This is a genomic window from Streptomyces marokkonensis, assembly GCF_008312835.1.
In the GTDB taxonomy this organism is placed as follows: domain Bacteria; phylum Actinomycetota; class Actinomycetes; order Streptomycetales; family Streptomycetaceae; genus Streptomyces; species Streptomyces marokkonensis_A.
Genome location: NZ_VSKS01000013.1, coordinates 185352 through 201032 on the forward strand (window position 1 = coordinate 185352; position 15681 = coordinate 201032).

13 protein-coding genes are annotated in these 15681 nt (G+C 73.2%); 9 read left to right on the forward strand and 4 right to left on the reverse strand.

Annotated features, from left to right (window positions below; translation table 11 throughout):
* Positions 1-122: 122 nt before the first annotated feature.
* Positions 123-1136, forward strand: a complete 1014-nt coding sequence (locus F1615_RS22920; protein WP_167533823.1) for a bile acid:sodium symporter family protein — start codon at positions 123-125, stop codon at positions 1134-1136.
* Here the strand turns inward: F1615_RS22920 and F1615_RS22925 are convergent.
* A complete protein-coding gene (locus tag F1615_RS22925; protein ID WP_149550930.1) occupies positions 1072-2304 on the reverse strand; it encodes a DUF4185 domain-containing protein in 1233 nt (410 codons plus the stop codon). The two genes, F1615_RS22920 and F1615_RS22925, sit on opposite strands and share 65 nt — an antisense overlap.
* A gap of 170 nt (positions 2305-2474) precedes the next feature.
* Positions 2475-3323, reverse strand: a complete 849-nt coding sequence (gene fdhD, locus F1615_RS22930) for a formate dehydrogenase accessory sulfurtransferase FdhD (protein ID WP_149550931.1) — start codon at positions 3321-3323, stop codon at positions 2475-2477.
* Positions 3324-3624: 301 nt separating this feature from the next.
* On the opposite strand from fdhD, the gene F1615_RS22935 reads away from it, so the two are divergent.
* Together F1615_RS22935 and F1615_RS22940 are read left to right on the forward strand one after the other, a co-directional pair.
* Positions 3625-4572, forward strand: a complete 948-nt coding sequence (locus F1615_RS22935; protein ID WP_149550932.1) for a beta-ketoacyl-ACP synthase III — start codon at positions 3625-3627, stop codon at positions 4570-4572.
* 122 nt (positions 4573-4694) lie between these two features.
* Positions 4695-5372, forward strand: coding sequence for a GntR family transcriptional regulator (locus tag F1615_RS22940; protein ID WP_149550933.1), 678 nt, complete (start codon positions 4695-4697; stop codon positions 5370-5372).
* Between the two features lie 35 nt (positions 5373-5407).
* Here F1615_RS22940 and F1615_RS22945 read toward each other — a convergent pair whose 3' ends face one another.
* Positions 5408-6142 carry a hypothetical protein gene (locus F1615_RS22945; RefSeq protein WP_149550934.1) on the reverse strand — a complete coding sequence of 245 codons (735 nt, stop codon included), beginning with the start codon at positions 6140-6142 and terminating at the stop codon, positions 5408-5410.
* Positions 6139-7815 carry a serine/threonine-protein kinase gene (locus tag F1615_RS22950; RefSeq protein ID WP_149550935.1) on the reverse strand — a complete coding sequence of 559 codons (1677 nt, stop codon included), beginning with the start codon at positions 7813-7815 and terminating at the stop codon, positions 6139-6141. The genes F1615_RS22945 and F1615_RS22950 overlap by 4 nt, the downstream gene beginning before the upstream one ends.
* A 350-nt stretch (positions 7816-8165) precedes the next feature.
* Here F1615_RS22950 and F1615_RS22955 point away from each other — a divergent pair, with 350 nt between their 5' ends.
* The 6 genes from F1615_RS22955 to F1615_RS22980 all read left to right on the forward strand — a co-directional run bounded on the left by F1615_RS22955 (position 8166) and on the right by F1615_RS22980 (position 15456).
* A complete protein-coding gene (locus F1615_RS22955) occupies positions 8166-9347 on the forward strand; it encodes an ROK family protein (protein ID WP_149550936.1) in 1182 nt (393 codons plus the stop codon).
* 208 nt (positions 9348-9555) lie between these two features.
* Positions 9556-11073 carry a sugar ABC transporter ATP-binding protein gene (locus F1615_RS22960; protein WP_149550937.1) on the forward strand — a complete coding sequence of 506 codons (1518 nt, stop codon included), beginning with the start codon at positions 9556-9558 and terminating at the stop codon, positions 11071-11073.
* The gene (locus F1615_RS22965; protein WP_149550938.1) at positions 11070-12089 is read left to right on the forward strand and encodes an ABC transporter permease; all 1020 of its coding nucleotides are present in this window, start codon (positions 11070-11072) and stop codon (positions 12087-12089) included. The genes F1615_RS22960 and F1615_RS22965 overlap by 4 nt, the downstream gene beginning before the upstream one ends.
* A gap of 17 nt (positions 12090-12106) precedes the next feature.
* Positions 12107-13153 carry a substrate-binding domain-containing protein gene (locus F1615_RS22970; protein WP_149550939.1) on the forward strand — a complete coding sequence of 349 codons (1047 nt, stop codon included), beginning with the start codon at positions 12107-12109 and terminating at the stop codon, positions 13151-13153.
* An 81-nt stretch (positions 13154-13234) separates the two neighbouring features.
* Entirely contained in the window at positions 13235-14443 is a 1209-nt protein-coding gene (locus F1615_RS22975; protein WP_167533824.1) for a Gfo/Idh/MocA family protein, read from the forward strand.
* Between the two features lie 14 nt (positions 14444-14457).
* Positions 14458-15456: a sugar phosphate isomerase/epimerase family protein gene (locus F1615_RS22980; protein ID WP_149550940.1), complete on the forward strand. Its 999-nt coding sequence runs from the start codon at positions 14458-14460 to the stop codon at positions 15454-15456.
* The last annotated feature ends 225 nt before the right edge of the window (positions 15457-15681 follow it).

The following is a 15681-nucleotide window of genomic DNA, read 5'->3' on the forward strand; positions in this document are numbered from 1 at the left end:
AGAGCCGTACACCGGATTCCCGATCACGGCGGGAGGGAGCAGGATGAGAGGGCACGACCCTGAGCACAAGCGTGAGTACGAGCAAGTGGAGCACCGTGAAACGCCTGCGTTGGCCGCGTTGGATGCCGATCGACCCGTACGTCCTGCTCCTGCTCGGGACGGTGGGCCTCGCCGCGCTGCTGCCCGCCCGGGGAACGGGCGCCGACATCGCCTCCGGCGCCTCCACCGCCGCGATCGCGCTCCTCTTCTTCCTGTACGGCGCCCGGCTGTCCACCCGCGAGGCGCTGGACGGACTGAAGCACTGGCGGCTCCACGTCACCGTGCTCGCCTGCACCTTCGTCGTGTTCCCGGCGCTGGGTCTCGCCGCCCGCGGATTCGTCCCGGTGCTGCTGACCGACCCGCTGTACCAGGGCCTGCTCTTCCTCACCCTCGTCCCGTCCACCGTCCAGTCGTCGATCGCCTTCACCTCGATCGCCCGCGGCAACGTGCCCGCCGCGATCTGCGCCGGCTCCTTCTCCTCGCTGGTCGGCATCGTCGTCACCCCGCTGCTCGCGGCGACGCTGCTGGGCAACGGCGGGGGCGGGTTCTCCGGGGGGCCGGTGACGAGGATCGTGCTCCAGCTGCTGGTGCCGTTCGTCGCCGGACAGCTGCTGCGCCGCTGGATCGGCGGATTCGTCACCCGGCACCGGAAGGTGCTGGGGCTGGTCGACCGCGGCTCGATCCTGCTCGTCGTCTACACCGCGTTCAGCGAGGGCGTGGTCCAGGGCATCTGGCACCGGGTGAGCCCGGCCCGGCTCGGCGGACTGCTCGCCGTCGAGGCCGTACTGCTCGCGGTGATGCTGCTGCTGACCTGGTACGGCGCCAGGGCACTGGGGTTCGGCCGGGAGGACCGGATCGTGATCCAGTTCGCCGGCTCGAAGAAGTCGCTGGCGGCCGGGCTGCCCATGGCGAGCGTGCTGTTCGGGGCGCAGGCCTCGCTGGCCGTGCTGCCGCTGATGCTGTTCCACCAGATGCAGCTGATGGTCTGCGCGGTGATCGCCAGGCGCCGGTCGCACGACCCCGTCGGGGAGATCACCGCCCCGGACCGAGCCGGACGCTCACGAACCGGGGCCGGTACAGGGACACGTTCCGGCTGAGCATCCCGGCCGCCCCGGCCGTCTCCAGCCAGTTCACGTCATGGCTGAGCACCAGCCGCCCGTCGCCGCTCAGCTCCGGATGCGCCTGCGGGTTGTAGGCGGCGGTCCCGCCGTGGGGCAGGGCGGGGGTGAACTCCCTCGCCGGCCCGTGCCACGGCCCGGTCGGGGAGCAGGCCCAGTACGACGCCACCGTGGCCAGCCCCTCGGCACCCGCGGCCATCGTGAACAGGACGTACGTCCCCTCGTCCCGCACCACCGAGAAGGCGCTGCCCACGCCGGTGCGCCGCCCGTCGCCGAGCACGGGACGCGGGCGGGCGCGGGTCTGCCAGGCCGAGCCGTCGAAGTACTCCCAGGCGGCCGGGTCGGCGAGGTGGCCCTCCGGGACGCGGGCCACGTACGCGTGCGAGGCCGGGCGGGCGGCGGGGCGGCCGTCGTCACCGCCGAAGACGTACGTCCAGCCGTCCTCCTCGACCAGCGTCGTCCCGAACAGCACCCGCCGGGACGGGTCGGCGACCTGCTGCTGGTCGAGCACCGTCACCACCGACTCCAGGCGCAGCCCGGGCAGGGAGAGCGTGGCGACCTCGGTGGCGGTGGGCACGCCGTAGATCCACGGGTGCTGCCCGGCCTGACGCACCCACAGCAGGACCCTCAGGACCTGCTCGGAGGAGCCGGGGGAACGCGGCTCGACCCGGGCGGCGACCGGCCAGCGCCACCGGTCGGGCGCCGGGTCGGGGAAGAGCGGCGCGGGCAGGGTGCTCTCCAGCCGCCCGTCGCGCATGAGCACGGCCGAGTTGCGCACGAGCGGGGTGTTCGAGTCCCGCCACGCGTACGACTCGCCGACCGGGTTCGGCGGCCGGTGCACCCGGCCCAGATAGGTGTCGGAGAACAGCCACAGCAGCCGGCCGTCCGGCAGCCGCACCGAGTGGGTGCCGTCGCCGCCGGTCCAGTCGTCGGTGCGGCCGGGGTCGTCGCCGTAACGGGCGAACTCGGCGGTGAGGGTGTCGTCGGCGGTCCAGGAGGCGACCGTGCGCGGCCGGCAGCCCGCGCCGTCCGGCCCACCGTCGTCGTCCGGCAGACCGGTGACCAGCAGGGCACCGAGGACCAGGGTCAGCACCAGTGCGATCCCGGTCCCCGTGCGTCGTCGCGCTCCGGCAGCGTCGTCGGGCATGCCCGGGGACGTTAGTGGGTCGCCGGGGTCCGGGTCCATGGGGCCTCGAGCCGGCGCGGGCCGGGCCCGGACGCCCCGGGTGGTCCGGGGCTGCCGTGGGGCGGGACCCCGCGGCGCGGGGGGCTCTCCACGCCGGCAGGGGCCCCGCCGCCGTGCGGCGAGCGGCCCGGTCAGCCCCGCGCGGCCGCGGCCCGCAGGGCGATGCGGTCCTCACCCGCGTACACGTTCATGGAACTGCCGCGCAGGAAACCCACCAGGGTCAGACCCGTCTCCGCCGCCAGGTCCACGGCCAGCGAGGACGGCGCCGAGACCGCCGCAAGCATCGGTATGCCGGCCATCACCGCCTTCTGCGCCAGCTCGAACGAGGCCCGCCCGGAGACCATCAGGATCATCCGGGACAACGGCAGGTGCCCGCTCTGCAGGGCGCGGCCGACCAGCTTGTCGACCGCGTTGTGCCGGCCCACGTCCTCGCGTACGTCGAGCAGCTCGCCGTTCTCGTCGAACAGGGCCGCCGCGTGCAGGCCCCCGGTGCGGTCGAAGACCCGCTGCGCCGCCCGCAGCCGGTCCGGGAGGCTCGACAGCAGCCCCGGCTCCACCCGCAGCGGGGGAGTGTCGGCGATGGGATGGCGGGCCGTCGTGCGCACCGCGTCCAGGCTGGCCTTGCCGCACAGGCCGCAGGAGGACGTGGTGTACACGTTGCGCTCCAGTGTGATGTCCGGGACCGCGACGCCGGGGGCCGTCCTCACGTCGACCACGTTGTAGGTGTTCGCGCCGTCGGCTGTCGCGCCCGCGCAGTAGACGACGGTCTGCAGGTCCGCGGCGGTCGCGAGCACTCCCTCGCTCACCAGGAACCCGGCCGCCAGGGCGAAGTCGTCCCCGGGCGTGCGCATGGTGATCGCCAGCGGTCTGCCGTTGAGCCGGATCTCCAGGGGCTCCTCGGTGACGAGCGTGTCGGGACGGCTGGAGACCGCCCCGTCCCGGATGCGGACCACCTTGCGTCGTTCCGTGACTCGTCCCATGTCCCTACCAGTTCCGCTCAGTCCCGGTTCTTCACGATCCCATTCTCCTGCACGGGGAGCGTGAGACCGCGCCCCGCACTGCGGTGCCGCGTGGGTGCCGCTCGCCTACGGTCCGTACGAGCTCGTGCGCAAGGCGGCACGACGGTGCACGGGCCGGCCGCGGACGGCGGGAGCCGCACTCCGGGAGGTGAGGGAAGCCGACAAGCACGCCACCCGTTTCCTGTCGCTTCACCTGCCCTCGTACCGGTGAGTCACTGATCAGACTGGTGCATCCCGCAACCGGAAACGAGGGGGACCACCCATGATCGGCTCGCGCATCGCCGCCGTCGGCCACTACCAGCCCGCCCGGGTCCTCACCAACGAGGACCTGGCGGGCATGGTCGACACGAGCGACGCGTGGATCACGAGCCGGGTGGGTATCCGCACCCGCCACATCGCGGGCCCCGACGAACCCGTCGACGAACTGGCCGCTCACGCCGCCGCCAAGGCGCTGGCGGCGGCCGGCCGGACGCCCGACGAGATGGACCTGGTCCTGGTCGCCACGTCCACCGCGATCGACCGCTCGCCCAACATGGCCGCCCGCGTCGCCGCCCGACTCGGCATGCCCGGGCCCGCCGTCATGGACCTCAACGTGGTGTGCGCCGGCTTCACCCACGCCCTCGCCACAGCCGACCACACCGTGCGGGCCGGCGGCGCGAGCCGCGTGCTGGTCGTCGGCGCGGACAAGATGTCCGAGGTGGCCGACTGGACCGACCGCTCCACCTGCGTCCTCGTCGGCGACGGGGCGGGCGCGGCCGTGGTGGAGGCCTGCGCGCCGGGCGAGGAGGCGGGGATCGGGCCGGTGCTGTGGGGCTCGGTGCCCGAGATGGCACACGCGGTGCGGATCGAGGGGACGCCCCCGCGGTTCGCGCAGGAGGGGCAGAGCGTCTACCGCTGGGCGGCCACCCGGCTGCCGGTCATCGCCCGACAGGCCTGCGAGAAGGCGGGGCTTGCGCCCGAGGACCTCGCCGGGGTGGTACTGCACCAGGCCAACCTGCGGATCATCGAACCCCTCGCACGCCGGCTCGGCGCCGTCAACGCCGTCGTGGCCCGCGACGTCACCGAGTCCGGCAACACCTCCGCCGCGAGCATCCCGCTGGCCTTCTCCAAACTCGTCGAACAGGGCGCGGTGTCGACCGGCGACCCGGTGCTGCTGTTCGGCTTCGGCGGGAACCTGTCGTACGCGGGACAGGTCGTGCGCTGCCCCTGAAGCGTCTCCTCCCGGGTCCTCCGGTACGCGCGCCGCCGTAGTCTGTAGACGAAAGACGCAGCAGTGGCGTTCGCGGTGACACCGGCGTTCGTGGCGTGGCGCTGCCGAGGAGGGGGACCGCGATGGTGTCGACAGGACTGCCCCGGGGGGCGGTGCCGAAGCTCGCACGGCCCGGCCCACTGCGCGACCGCGTCCACGAGGCGCTGCTCGAACTCATCACCACCCGCGCCCTCCCGCCGGGCCGGCATCTCGTCGAGAGTGAACTCGCCGGCCACCTCGGCGTCTCCCGTCAGCCGGTGCGCGAGGCGCTTCAGCGCCTCCACACCGATGGCTGGGTCGATCTGCGGCCCGCCCAGGGCGCGTTCGTGCACGAGCCGACGGAGCAGGAGGCCGACCAGCTCCTCACCGTCCGCACGCTGCTGGAGGCGGAGGCCGCCCGGCTCGCCGCGAGCCATGCCGACGGCGCGGGCATCAAGGCCCTGGAGCAGATCCTGGCGGAGGGCCTCGAGGCCGTCGACGCCGACGACGTGGACGCCGCCGTCGTCCTCAACGCCCGGTTCCACGCCAAGATCATGGAGCTGGCGGGCAACGCCGTGCTCGCCGGACTCGCCGCCCAGGTCGACCGGCGGGTGCGCTGGTACCGCCCACCGGTCGCCGGGCAGCGCGGCGGACAGTCCTGGGTCGAGCACTGCGAACTGGTCGCCGCCATCACGGCCCGCGACGAGCAGCTGGCCACCCGGCTCATGCGCGAACACACCGAGCGCACCCGGCGCTCGTACCACGCGCACGCGGACTCCTAGGGGCGCTGCGGTGCGGTCCCGGTCCGCCCGCGTGCTCAGGGACAGACGTACGTGAGGCCGGCCGTCGCGATGCGGCCGGAGGGGGACAGGATCCGCAGCTCCGCCCGCGCCTCGTAACGGCCCGTGCCCTCGAAGGTCCACAGCAGGTGCAGCCGCACCTGCCGCTGACCCCGTGCCACCTCCTCGCGCAGCACGCCGGAGGAGGTGCCGTCGCCGCGTGTCCAGCGGTAGGTCAGGGTGCCCGGGCGGCCGTTCGTGGTGACCGTGCCCACGAGGTCCGCGGTCCCGTCGCACCCCACCGCGGCGGACGGGGCCGTGACCGTGGCCCCGTGCACCGTGAGCCCCGGCCCGAGACGCTGCCAGGCCAGGAAGGCGAGGACGGCGAGCAGCACGAGCGCCGGCAGCGCGTGCCGGCGCGCACCGTGCCGCCGGGGCGGGGCGGGCGGCGGCACGGAGGGCGGCGTCCGGGTGGACCGGTGCGCGAGGGCGCCCTGCACTCCGGGACCGAAGCGCAGCACCGCTCCCTCGACCCGGTCGGGCCGGGTCGGTGTGCCGGTCCCGGCGCCGCCGTCGCGTGTCGTGGCGGTCACCGTGGTGTCCCGCCCGGGGCCGGTCCGGGCGCCGCCGTCCCGTGTCGTCGCCGTCACGGTGGTGTCGTGCTCGGGCCGCTGGATCCAGTGGCTCGCGAGCACGGTGGCGCTGTACTCGTCGTCGGCGCCGGGCCGGGCGTCCTCGCCCGGCGGGGGAGCGGGCTCGTTCGTCGCCTTCATCGCAGATCGCACCGCCTGGTGAGGAGCTGCTGGGACGCGCCCCCGTCGGCGGACGCCGGGGCGGTCGTCGCCGTCACGGTCCAGTAGCAGCCGAGGTTCTGGAAGACGTGCTCGGCGGTCACCGTGTACTCGGTGGCGCCGCTGCGCCGGAAGACCTGGCCGGCGCCGTCCGGGGTGCCCGGCCCGCCCGCGGTGTCGCCCACGGACCAGCGCAGGTCGATCGACACCGGCCCGGTGCCGTCCGTGACGACGGTGACCGTGGTCGTGGCGGTGGTGGGGCCCGTCTGCCGGAACTCCGACACGGTGACGTCCTTGACCGCGGGCGCGGCCGGGGAGGTGTCCGTGGGGGTCGCGGACGGGGTGCCGGTCGGGGTCGGCGCACCGGCGGGTGTGCCGGTGCCGGGTTCGGTGCCGGGGTCTGCGCCGGGATCCGTCCCGGGGCCCGTACCCGGGTCCGGCCCCGGCCCCGTGGCGGTCGCCGAGGGCCCGCCCGGGCTCGCGGAGGCCGGGCCGGAGGCGGACGCGCCCGGGGTGCCGGCCGTCGGGGACGCGGACGGCGACGGGGCGGTGGGGCCCGAGGTCACCTCCGGACGGGCGCTGGTGGTGGCGAACGCCTCGGCCGCCCGCTCCTGCGCCCCGCCGGAGTCCGGCGGGGCGGCGTGGGCCAGCAGGACCGCCAGGAGCACCGCGGCCGCGGCGGCCAGCATCCCCGGCCCGGTGGGCTTCCAGGCCTGCGCCCGGCCCCGGCCCGGCGGCTGCCGCAGCACGGTACGGGCGGTGTCGGTCGCCGACCGCCCCGGCGTGCGGGCCGACGGGAGCAGCAGCGGGAACAGCGCCACCAGCGCGGCGAGCCGCCCGCGGCCCCGTTCCTCCCACCCGGGCCCGTACGCGGTGCCCGCGACCGCCTCCAGCTCGGCGACGAACGCCTCGGCGTCGCCCGGCCGCCCCGCGGCCTCCTTGGCCAGTCCGCGGCGGACCAGGGAACGCACCGCCTCCGGCACGTCCTCCACCGGGACCGGCGCGTCCACGTGCCGCAGGGCCAGCTCCGCGATGTTGTCACCCGCGTAGGGCTTGCGGCCGGTGAGGCACTCGAAGAAGGTCGCCGTGGCCGCGTACACGTCGGTGGCGGGGGAGGCGGGCTCGCCGCGCCACTGTTCGGGCGCCATGTAGGAGGGGGTCCCCGCCACACCGGCGCGCGTACGCGTGTCGACCGCGATCCCGAAGTCGACGAGCTTCGACGCGCCGTCCGGCGTGACCAGCACGTTCTCCGGCTTGTAGTCCCGGTGCACCACCCCGGCCCGGTGCGCGTCGGCGAGGCCCAGCAGCGATCCCTTCAGGATCACCAGCGCGGCCTCGGGATCCAGCGGGCCCTGCCCGGCCAGCACGGCCCGCAGGGACAGGCCGTCCACCAGTTCCATCACGATGGCCGCCCCGTCCGGGCTCTCCACGTACTCGTACAGTCCGGCGACGTACGGGCTGTCGAGTCCGCCGAGCAGCCGCGCCTCGGCGCGGAAGTCGTGCACGAAGCCCGGGCGGGTGTGCAGCGACTCGCTGAGGTACTTGACCGCGACCGGGACACCGGTCACCTCGTGGATGGCCAGAACCACCCGCCCGCTCGCACCGGCACCGAGCTCCAGCGACTCGGTGTACCCCGGAACCGTCCACGTGCTCATCGACATCCCCCCCGGGGCCGTCCTCCGTCCCCAGGAGTATGGCGGCACTCCGGGGCATCCGGCCCTCGCGATGACAGACACACTTCAGGCCACCGCGGTTGCGGGACCACGAGGTCCGGGTGCCGGCGGCGCACCGTACCGGGTCGCCCGCCCGTTCCCGGAACGACGGGCGGCCGATGACCGTCGGAGCACCCTTTGTCCTGTGAGTGGAAAAAGTAGGGGCCAATTCCTGCGCGACTTCTTCCCACCTCCGGCAGGCGCTGCTACTTTCCCATCCGAAGGAACACCGCACACGTGGCCGGAATCCGGCGCGCACAGGCCGATGAGGCGGGGAGGGACTCGTGAGACGCATGACCGCGCGACCCGCGAACGCCCATCAGGCACGACTGCTCAGGCTGCTGCGCGACGGTGGCCCCAGCTCCCGTGCCCAACTGGGCGACCAGGTCGACCTCTCCCGGTCGAAGCTGGCCGTGGAGGTGGACCGGCTGCTGGAGACGGAACTCGTCGTGGCCGACGGACTCGCCGCCTCGCGCGGTGGCCGGCGCTCCCACAACATCCGCCTCAACCCGCACCTGCGGTTCCTCGGCGTCGACATCGGCGCGACCTCGGTCGACGTCGCCGTCACCAACGCCGAACTGGAGATCCTCGGGCACATCAACCAGCCCATGGACGTGCGCGAGGGGCCGGTCGCGGTCTTCGAGCAAGTGCTGTCCATGGCAGCGAAGTTGAAGGCCTCCGGGCTCGCGGAGGGGTTCGACGGCGCCGGCATCGGCGTGCCGGGCCCGGTCCGCTTCCCCGAGGGCATCCCGGTGGCTCCGCCGATCATGCCGGGCTGGGACGGCTTCCCCGTGCGGGAGGCGCTCAGCCAGGACCTCGGCTGCCCCGTCATGGTCGACAACGACGTGAACCTGATGGCCATGGGGGAGCAGCACGCGGGCGTCGCCCGCACCGTCGGCGACTTCCTCTGCGTCAAGATCGGTACCGGCATCGGCTGCGGCATCGTCGTCGGCGGTGAGGTCTACCGCGGTACGACGGGCAGCGCGGGCGACATCGGGCACATCCAGGCCGTGCCCGACGGCCGTCCGTGCGCGTGCGGCAACCGGGGCTGTCTGGAGGCGCACTTCTCCGGCGCGGCCCTCGCCCGGGACGCGACGGAGGCCGCCCAGCAGCAGCTCTCCGCCGAACTCGCGAGCCGGCTGGAGTCGAACGGCACGCTCAGCGCCGTCGATGTCGCCGCCGCGGCCGCGGCCGGTGACGCCACCGCCCTCGATCTGATCCGTGAGGGCGGCAACCGCACCGGCCAGGTCATCGCCGGCCTGGTCAGCTTCTTCAACCCCGGCCTGGTGGTGATCGGCGGCGGGGTGACCGGCCTCGGCCACACCCTGCTCGCCGCGATCCGCACCCAGGTGTACCGCGGGTCGCTGCCCCTGGCCACGGGCAACCTGCCCATCGTCCTCGGGGAACTGGGGCCCACCGCCGGAGTCATCGGCGGCGCCCGGCTCATCAGCGACCACCTGTTCTCACCCGCGTAAGCAGCCCCACCCTTCGCCGTACTTGCTCCACCGCCCGGAACAGCCCCGCCCTTCGTCACACCTGCCCACCGCACGGAACAGCAGCCCCGCACCGCGTCACCGCAGGCAACAGCCCCCGCCCCCGCTCTGCTCCGCCCTGCCCGAAAACGCTTGCCCCGCAAGGGGATCGCCCTGACACCGGCCCGTACGCCCGCCGAGGGGAATCCGCATGGCACCAGAACCACCGCTGCTCAGCATGTCCGGCATCACCAAGTCGTTCCCCGGAGTCCGGGCCCTGGACGGCGTCGACCTCGACGTCCAGGCCGGCGAGGTGCACTGCCTGCTCGGCCAGAACGGCGCCGGCAAGTCCACCCTGATCAAGGTGCTGGCCGGCGCCCACCAGCCCGACTCGGGCACCATCCGCTGGCGCGGCGACGACGTGACACTGCGTTCGCCGATCGCCGCCATGCGTCTCGGCATCGCCACCATCTACCAGGAACTCGACCTGGTGGAGCACCTGTCGGTCGCCGAGAACGTCCACCTCGGCCATGAACCCACCGCCGCCGGCTTCGTCGTACGGGGAAGGGCCGCCAGGTCGTCGACCGCCGCACTCCTCAAGCGGCTCGGGCACCCGGAGATCGACCCGGTCCGGCTGGTGGGGGACCTGTCGGCGGCGCAGCAGCAGATCGTGTCGATGGCACGGGCGCTCTCCCACGACGTGCGGCTCATCGTGATGGACGAGCCGTCGGCCGCCCTCGACCCGGACGAGGTCGACAACCTGTTCCGGATCGTCGGCGACCTCACCGCCGACGGTGTCGCGGTCGTCTACATCTCGCACCGCCTCGAGGAGATCCGGCGCATCGGCGACCGGGTGACCGTCCTGAAGGACGGCCGGGCCGTCGCCGGCGGGCTGCCCGCCAAGTCGACGCCGACCCGTGAGGTGGTCGCGCTGATGACGGGACGCACCGTCGAGTACGTCTTCCCGGAGCGGCCCGCCGCCCCGGCGGACGGCGCACCGGTGCTGACCGTCGAAGGGCTGTCCCGGCGGGGCGAGTTCGCCCCGCTCGACCTCCAGGTGCGCCCGGGGGAGATCGTCGGGCTCGCCGGGCTCGTCGGCTCGGGACGCTCCGAGATCCTGGAGACGGTCTACGGCGCCCGCAAGCCCGACACCGGGCGGGTCCTCGTCGACGGGCGGCCGCTGAAACCCGGCAGTGTGCGGGCGGCCGTGCGCGCCGGGCTCGGACTCGCCCCCGAGGAACGCAAGGCGCAGGCCCTGCTCATGCTGGAGTCCGTCACCCGCAACGTGTCGGTCTCCTCCATGTCCCGCTTCGCGAGGGCCGGCTGGATCGACCGCGGCGCCGAACTGGGGGCGGCGCGCGCGGCGGTCCGTGAACTGTCCCTGCGGCCCGACAACCCGAACGTGCCCGTGCGCACCCTGTCCGGCGGCAACCAGCAGAAGGCCGTGCTCGCGCGCTGGCTGCTGCGTGGCTGCCGGGTGCTGCTGCTCGACGAACCCACCCGCGGCGTCGACGTGGGCGCCCGCGCCGAACTCTACGCGGTGGTCCGCCGGCTGGCGGACGAGGGACTCGCCGTGCTGCTGGTCTCCAGCGAGGTGCCCGAGGTGCTCGGCCTCGCCGACCGCGTCCTGGTGCTGCGCGAGGGCGACGTCGTCCACACGGCACCCGCCCGTGAGCTCGACGAACACCGTGTACTCGACCTGGTCATGGAAGGAAGCCCGGCGTCATGACGCAGAACGTCTCCCCGCCGCGGGACAGCACTCCCAAGGTGTCCCCGGCCGGCGAACCACCCGCCTGGCGCGCCGTGCTGTTCCGCGCCGACGTCCGCACGCTGTCCCTGCTCGGCGTGCTCGCCGCACTGATCCTCATCGGCGGCATCACCAAACCGGACCAGTTCCTGGACACCCGCAATCTCCAGCTCGTCCTCACCCAGGCCTCCGTCATCGGCGTCGTCACCGTCGGCATGACCTTCGTCATCATCTCCGGCGGCATCGACCTGTCTGTCGGCGCGATCGTCGCCCTCGCCTCGGTGTGGGCCACCACGGTCGCCACCCAGGAGTACGGGTTCGGCGGCATCCTCTTCACCGCCGTGATCGTGGGACTGGGATGCGGGCTGGTCAACGGGGTGCTCATCGCCTACGGCGGGATGGTCCCGTTCATCGCCACCCTCGCCATGCTCGCCTCCGCCCGCGGTCTCGCGCTGCAGATCACCGACGGGCGGACGCAGATCGTCACCGTCGACGGCGTCCTCGACCTCGGCGAACGCGACTCCTACGTGCTCGGCGTACCGCCGCTGGTCCTGGTGTTCGCCGCGGTCACCGTCATCGGCTGGCTGGTGCTCAACCGGACCACCTTCGGCCGCCGCACCGTCGCCGTCGGCGGCAACGCGGAGGCCGCCCGCCTCGCCGGCATCGACGTGCGCCGCCAGCGGCTCTACCTGTACCTGCTGTCCGGGCTGTGCTGCGGCATCGCCGCCTTCCTGCTGATCGTGCTGGCCGGCTCCGGCCAGAACACCAACGGCAACCTCTACGAACTCGACGCCATCGCCGCCGCGATCATCGGCGGCACCCTGCTCACCGGGGGCCGCGGCACCATCGTCGGCTCGGTCCTCGGCGTGCTGATCTTCACCACCATCACCAACATCTTCGCCCTGAACAACCTGCAGAGCGACGTCCAGCAGATCGCCAAGGGCGCGATCATCGTCGCCGCCGTGCTGGTCCAGCGCCGTACCGCGAGCACGACCTGAGGAGAGGGTTCACCGCCATGCCCAAGACGCCTTCCACAAGCCGCAGAGGACTGCTCTTCGGAGCGGCCGCCGTGTCCGCCGGCGTCCTCGTCACCGGCTGCACGAGCAACGAGTCCGGTGACGACGAGCCGGCCGCGAACGACCAGCCGGCCGCCGACGACAAGCCCGGCAAGCAGGTCACCATCGGCTTCGCCGGACCGCAGGCCGACCACGGCTGGCTCAACGCCATCAACGACAACGCCAAGAAGCGTGCCGGGAAGTACTCCGACGTCACCCTGGAGATCACCGAGGGCTCCAACGACACCGCGCAGCAGATCGGCCAGATCGAGACCCTCATCAACAAGAAGGTCGACGTCCTGGTAATCCTGCCCGCCGACGGCAAAGCGCTCACCCAGGTCGGGCTCAAGGCGATGCGCGCCGGCATCCCGGTCGTCAACCTCGACCGGATCTTCAACACCCCGCAGGCCTACCGCTGCTGGATCGGCGGCGACAACTACGGCATGGGTCTCAACGCCGGCCACTACATCGGCGAGAAGCTCAAGGACAAGCCGGACGCCAGGGTCGTGGAGCTGGCCGGCCTGGACAACCTGGAGCTGACCAAGCAGCGCACCCAGGGCTTCGACGACGCGCTGAAGAACTACCCCAACATCAAGAAGGTGGCCCGCCAGGCCGCCGAGTTCACCGTCGAGTCCGGCCAGGCCAAGATGGCCCAGCTGCTCCAGGCCCAGTCGCAGATCGACGCGCTGTGGAACCACGACGACGACCAGGGCGTGGGCGCGCTGCGCGCCATCGAGCAGGCCGGGCGCGACGAGTTCCTCATGGTGGGCGGCGCGGGCGCGCTCTCCGCCTTCGAGGCCATCAAGGCCGACAACGGTGTCCTGAAGGCCACCGTCCTGTACCCGCCGACCATGGCCGCCTCCGCGATCGACCTCGCCCGCGCCCTCGGCCAGGGCAAGGGCGTCGGCGGCCTCGCCGAGTTCGAGATCCCCTCGTCGGTGACCTGCTACTCGGCCGTCGTCGACAAGGAGAACGTGGACCAGTACATGTCCACCGGCTTCAAGTGAGGAGCCCCGCCCCGCGGGCCTGACCAGCCCACCGGGCGGGGCCCACCCCCCGCCCGCCACGACGACGAGGAGGACATCCGAATGGCACAGCCGCAAACGTCCGAAGGGGCGGAGACGGGGAAGCCACCGTTGCGCATCGGCATGGTCGGTTACGCCTTCATGGGGGCCGCCCACTCCCAGGGCTGGCGCACCGCGGGCCGCGTCTTCGACCTGCCGCTCAGCCCCGAACTGGCCGTGATCTGCGGCCGGGACGCCGACGCCGTGCGCGCGGCGGCGGACCGGCACGGCTGGGCGGAGACCGAGACCGACTGGCACGCCCTGGTCCAGCGGGACGACATCGACCTCGTCGACATCTGCACCCCCGGTGACAGCCACGCCGAGATCGCGCTGGCCGCGCTCGCGGCGGGCAAGCACGTGCTGTGCGAGAAGCCGCTCGCCAACACCGTCGCGGAGGCCGAGGCGATGGCCCGCGCCGCCGAAGAGGGCCTCACGCGCGGTCAGCTGGCGATGGTCGGCTTCAACTACCGCCGGGTGCCCGCGACCGCGCTGGCCCGGCGGATGGTGGCCGAGGGACGGATCGGCAGACTGCGGCACGTGCGGGTGGCGTACCTGCAGGACTGGCTGGTGGACCCCGCGTTCCCGCTGACCTGGCGGCTGCGCCGGGAGCACGCCGGCTCGGGGGCGCTCGGCGACCTCGGCGCGCACATCGTGGACCTGGCGCAGTACCTGGCCGGCGAGCGGCTGGCGGGCGTCTCCGCGCTCACCGAGACGTTCGTACGGGAGCGGCCGCTGCCCGACGGCCCCAGCAGCGGCCTGGCCGCCGTCTCCGCCGCCGGCACCGGAGAGGTGACCGTCGACGACGCCGCCCTGTTCACCGGACGCTTCACCTCCGGCGCCCTCGCCTCCTTCGAGGCCACCCGGTACGCCACCGGACGCAAGAACTCCCTGCGCATCGAGCTCAACGGCGAGCGCGGTTCGCTCGCGTTCGACCTGGAGCGGCTCAACGAGCTGGAGTACCACGACGGCGCCGAGCCCGCCGCCCACGCCGGCTTCCGCCGCATCCTCGTCACCGAACCCGACCACCCCTACCTCGAGGCGTGGTGGCCGCCCGGCCACGGCCTCGGCTACGAGCACACCTTCGTCCACCAGGCCCGCGACCTCGTCCACGCGGTCGCCGAGGGCCGGGGCCCCGAACCCTCCTTCGCCGACGGGCTCCAGGTGCAGCGCGTCCTGGCGGCGGTGGAGGAGAGTGCCGAGAAGAACTCCGTCTACACCCCGATCGCCGCCTGAGAGGACGGATACGGATGCCGCGCAACTTCACGCTCTTCACCGGCCAGTGGGCGGACCTGCCACTGGAGGAGGTCTGCCGACTCGCCCGCGACTTCGGCTACGACGGGCTCGAACTCGCCTGCTGGGGCGACCACTTCGAAGTGGACAAGGCACTCGCCGACCCGTCCTACGTCGCCTCCCGCCACCAGTTGCTCGACAAGTACGGCCTGAAGTGCTGGGCGATCTCCAACCACCTGGTCGGGCAGGCGGTCTGCGACGCCATCATCGACGAACGCCACCGGGCCATCCTGCCCGCCCGTATCTGGGGCGACGGCGAGCCCGAGGGCGTACGCCGGCGGGCCGCCGCCGAGATCGAGGACACCGCGCGCGCCGCGGCCCTCCTCGGTGTCGACACCGTCATCGGTTTCACCGGCTCCGCCATCTGGCACCTGGTCGCCATGTTCCCGCCCGCCCCCGAGTCGATGATCGAGCGGGGCTACGAGGACTTCGCCGAGCGGTGGAACCCGATCCTGGACGTCTTCGACGCCGAGGGCGTGCGCTTCGCGCACGAGGTCCACCCCAGCGAGATCGCCTACGACTACTGGACGACCGTGCGCGCCCTGGACGCCGTCGGCCGCCGGCCCGCCTTCGGCCTCAACTTCGACCCCTCCCACTTCGTGTGGCAGGACCTCGACCCGGTCGGCTTCCTGTGGGACTTCCGCGACCGGATCTACCACGTGGACTGCAAGGAGGCCCGCAAGCGCCTCGACGGCCGCAACGGCCGCCTCGGCTCGCACCTGCCCTGGGGCGACCCCCGGCGCGGCTGGGACTTCGTCTCCGCCGGCCACGGGGACGTCCCCTGGGAGGACGTCTTCCGCATGCTGCGCTCCATCGGCTACCAGGGCCCCGTCTCCGTCGAGTGGGAGGACGCCGGCATGGACCGCCTCCAGGGCGCCCCCGAGGCGCTGACCCGGCTGAAGGCGTACGACTTCGAGCCGCCCAGCGCCTCCTTCGACGCCGCCTTCAACAGCTGACCGGCGCAGCCGACGCAGGTCGGGAACGGGGTCCGGCGAGTGCGCCGGTCCCCGGTCCGGCCTGCCCGCGTCCCGCTTTGTCCTGAGTTGGGAAAAAGGTCAACCGGGCGCGGTCCAAGGGGTGTTCGCCCCGGAAGAACGCGGTTACCGTCCCTGAAGTGTTCAGGACACCCACGCCTCCGGGGTGACGGCGCACCCCGGCGCCCGCACGCACCACACGTCTTC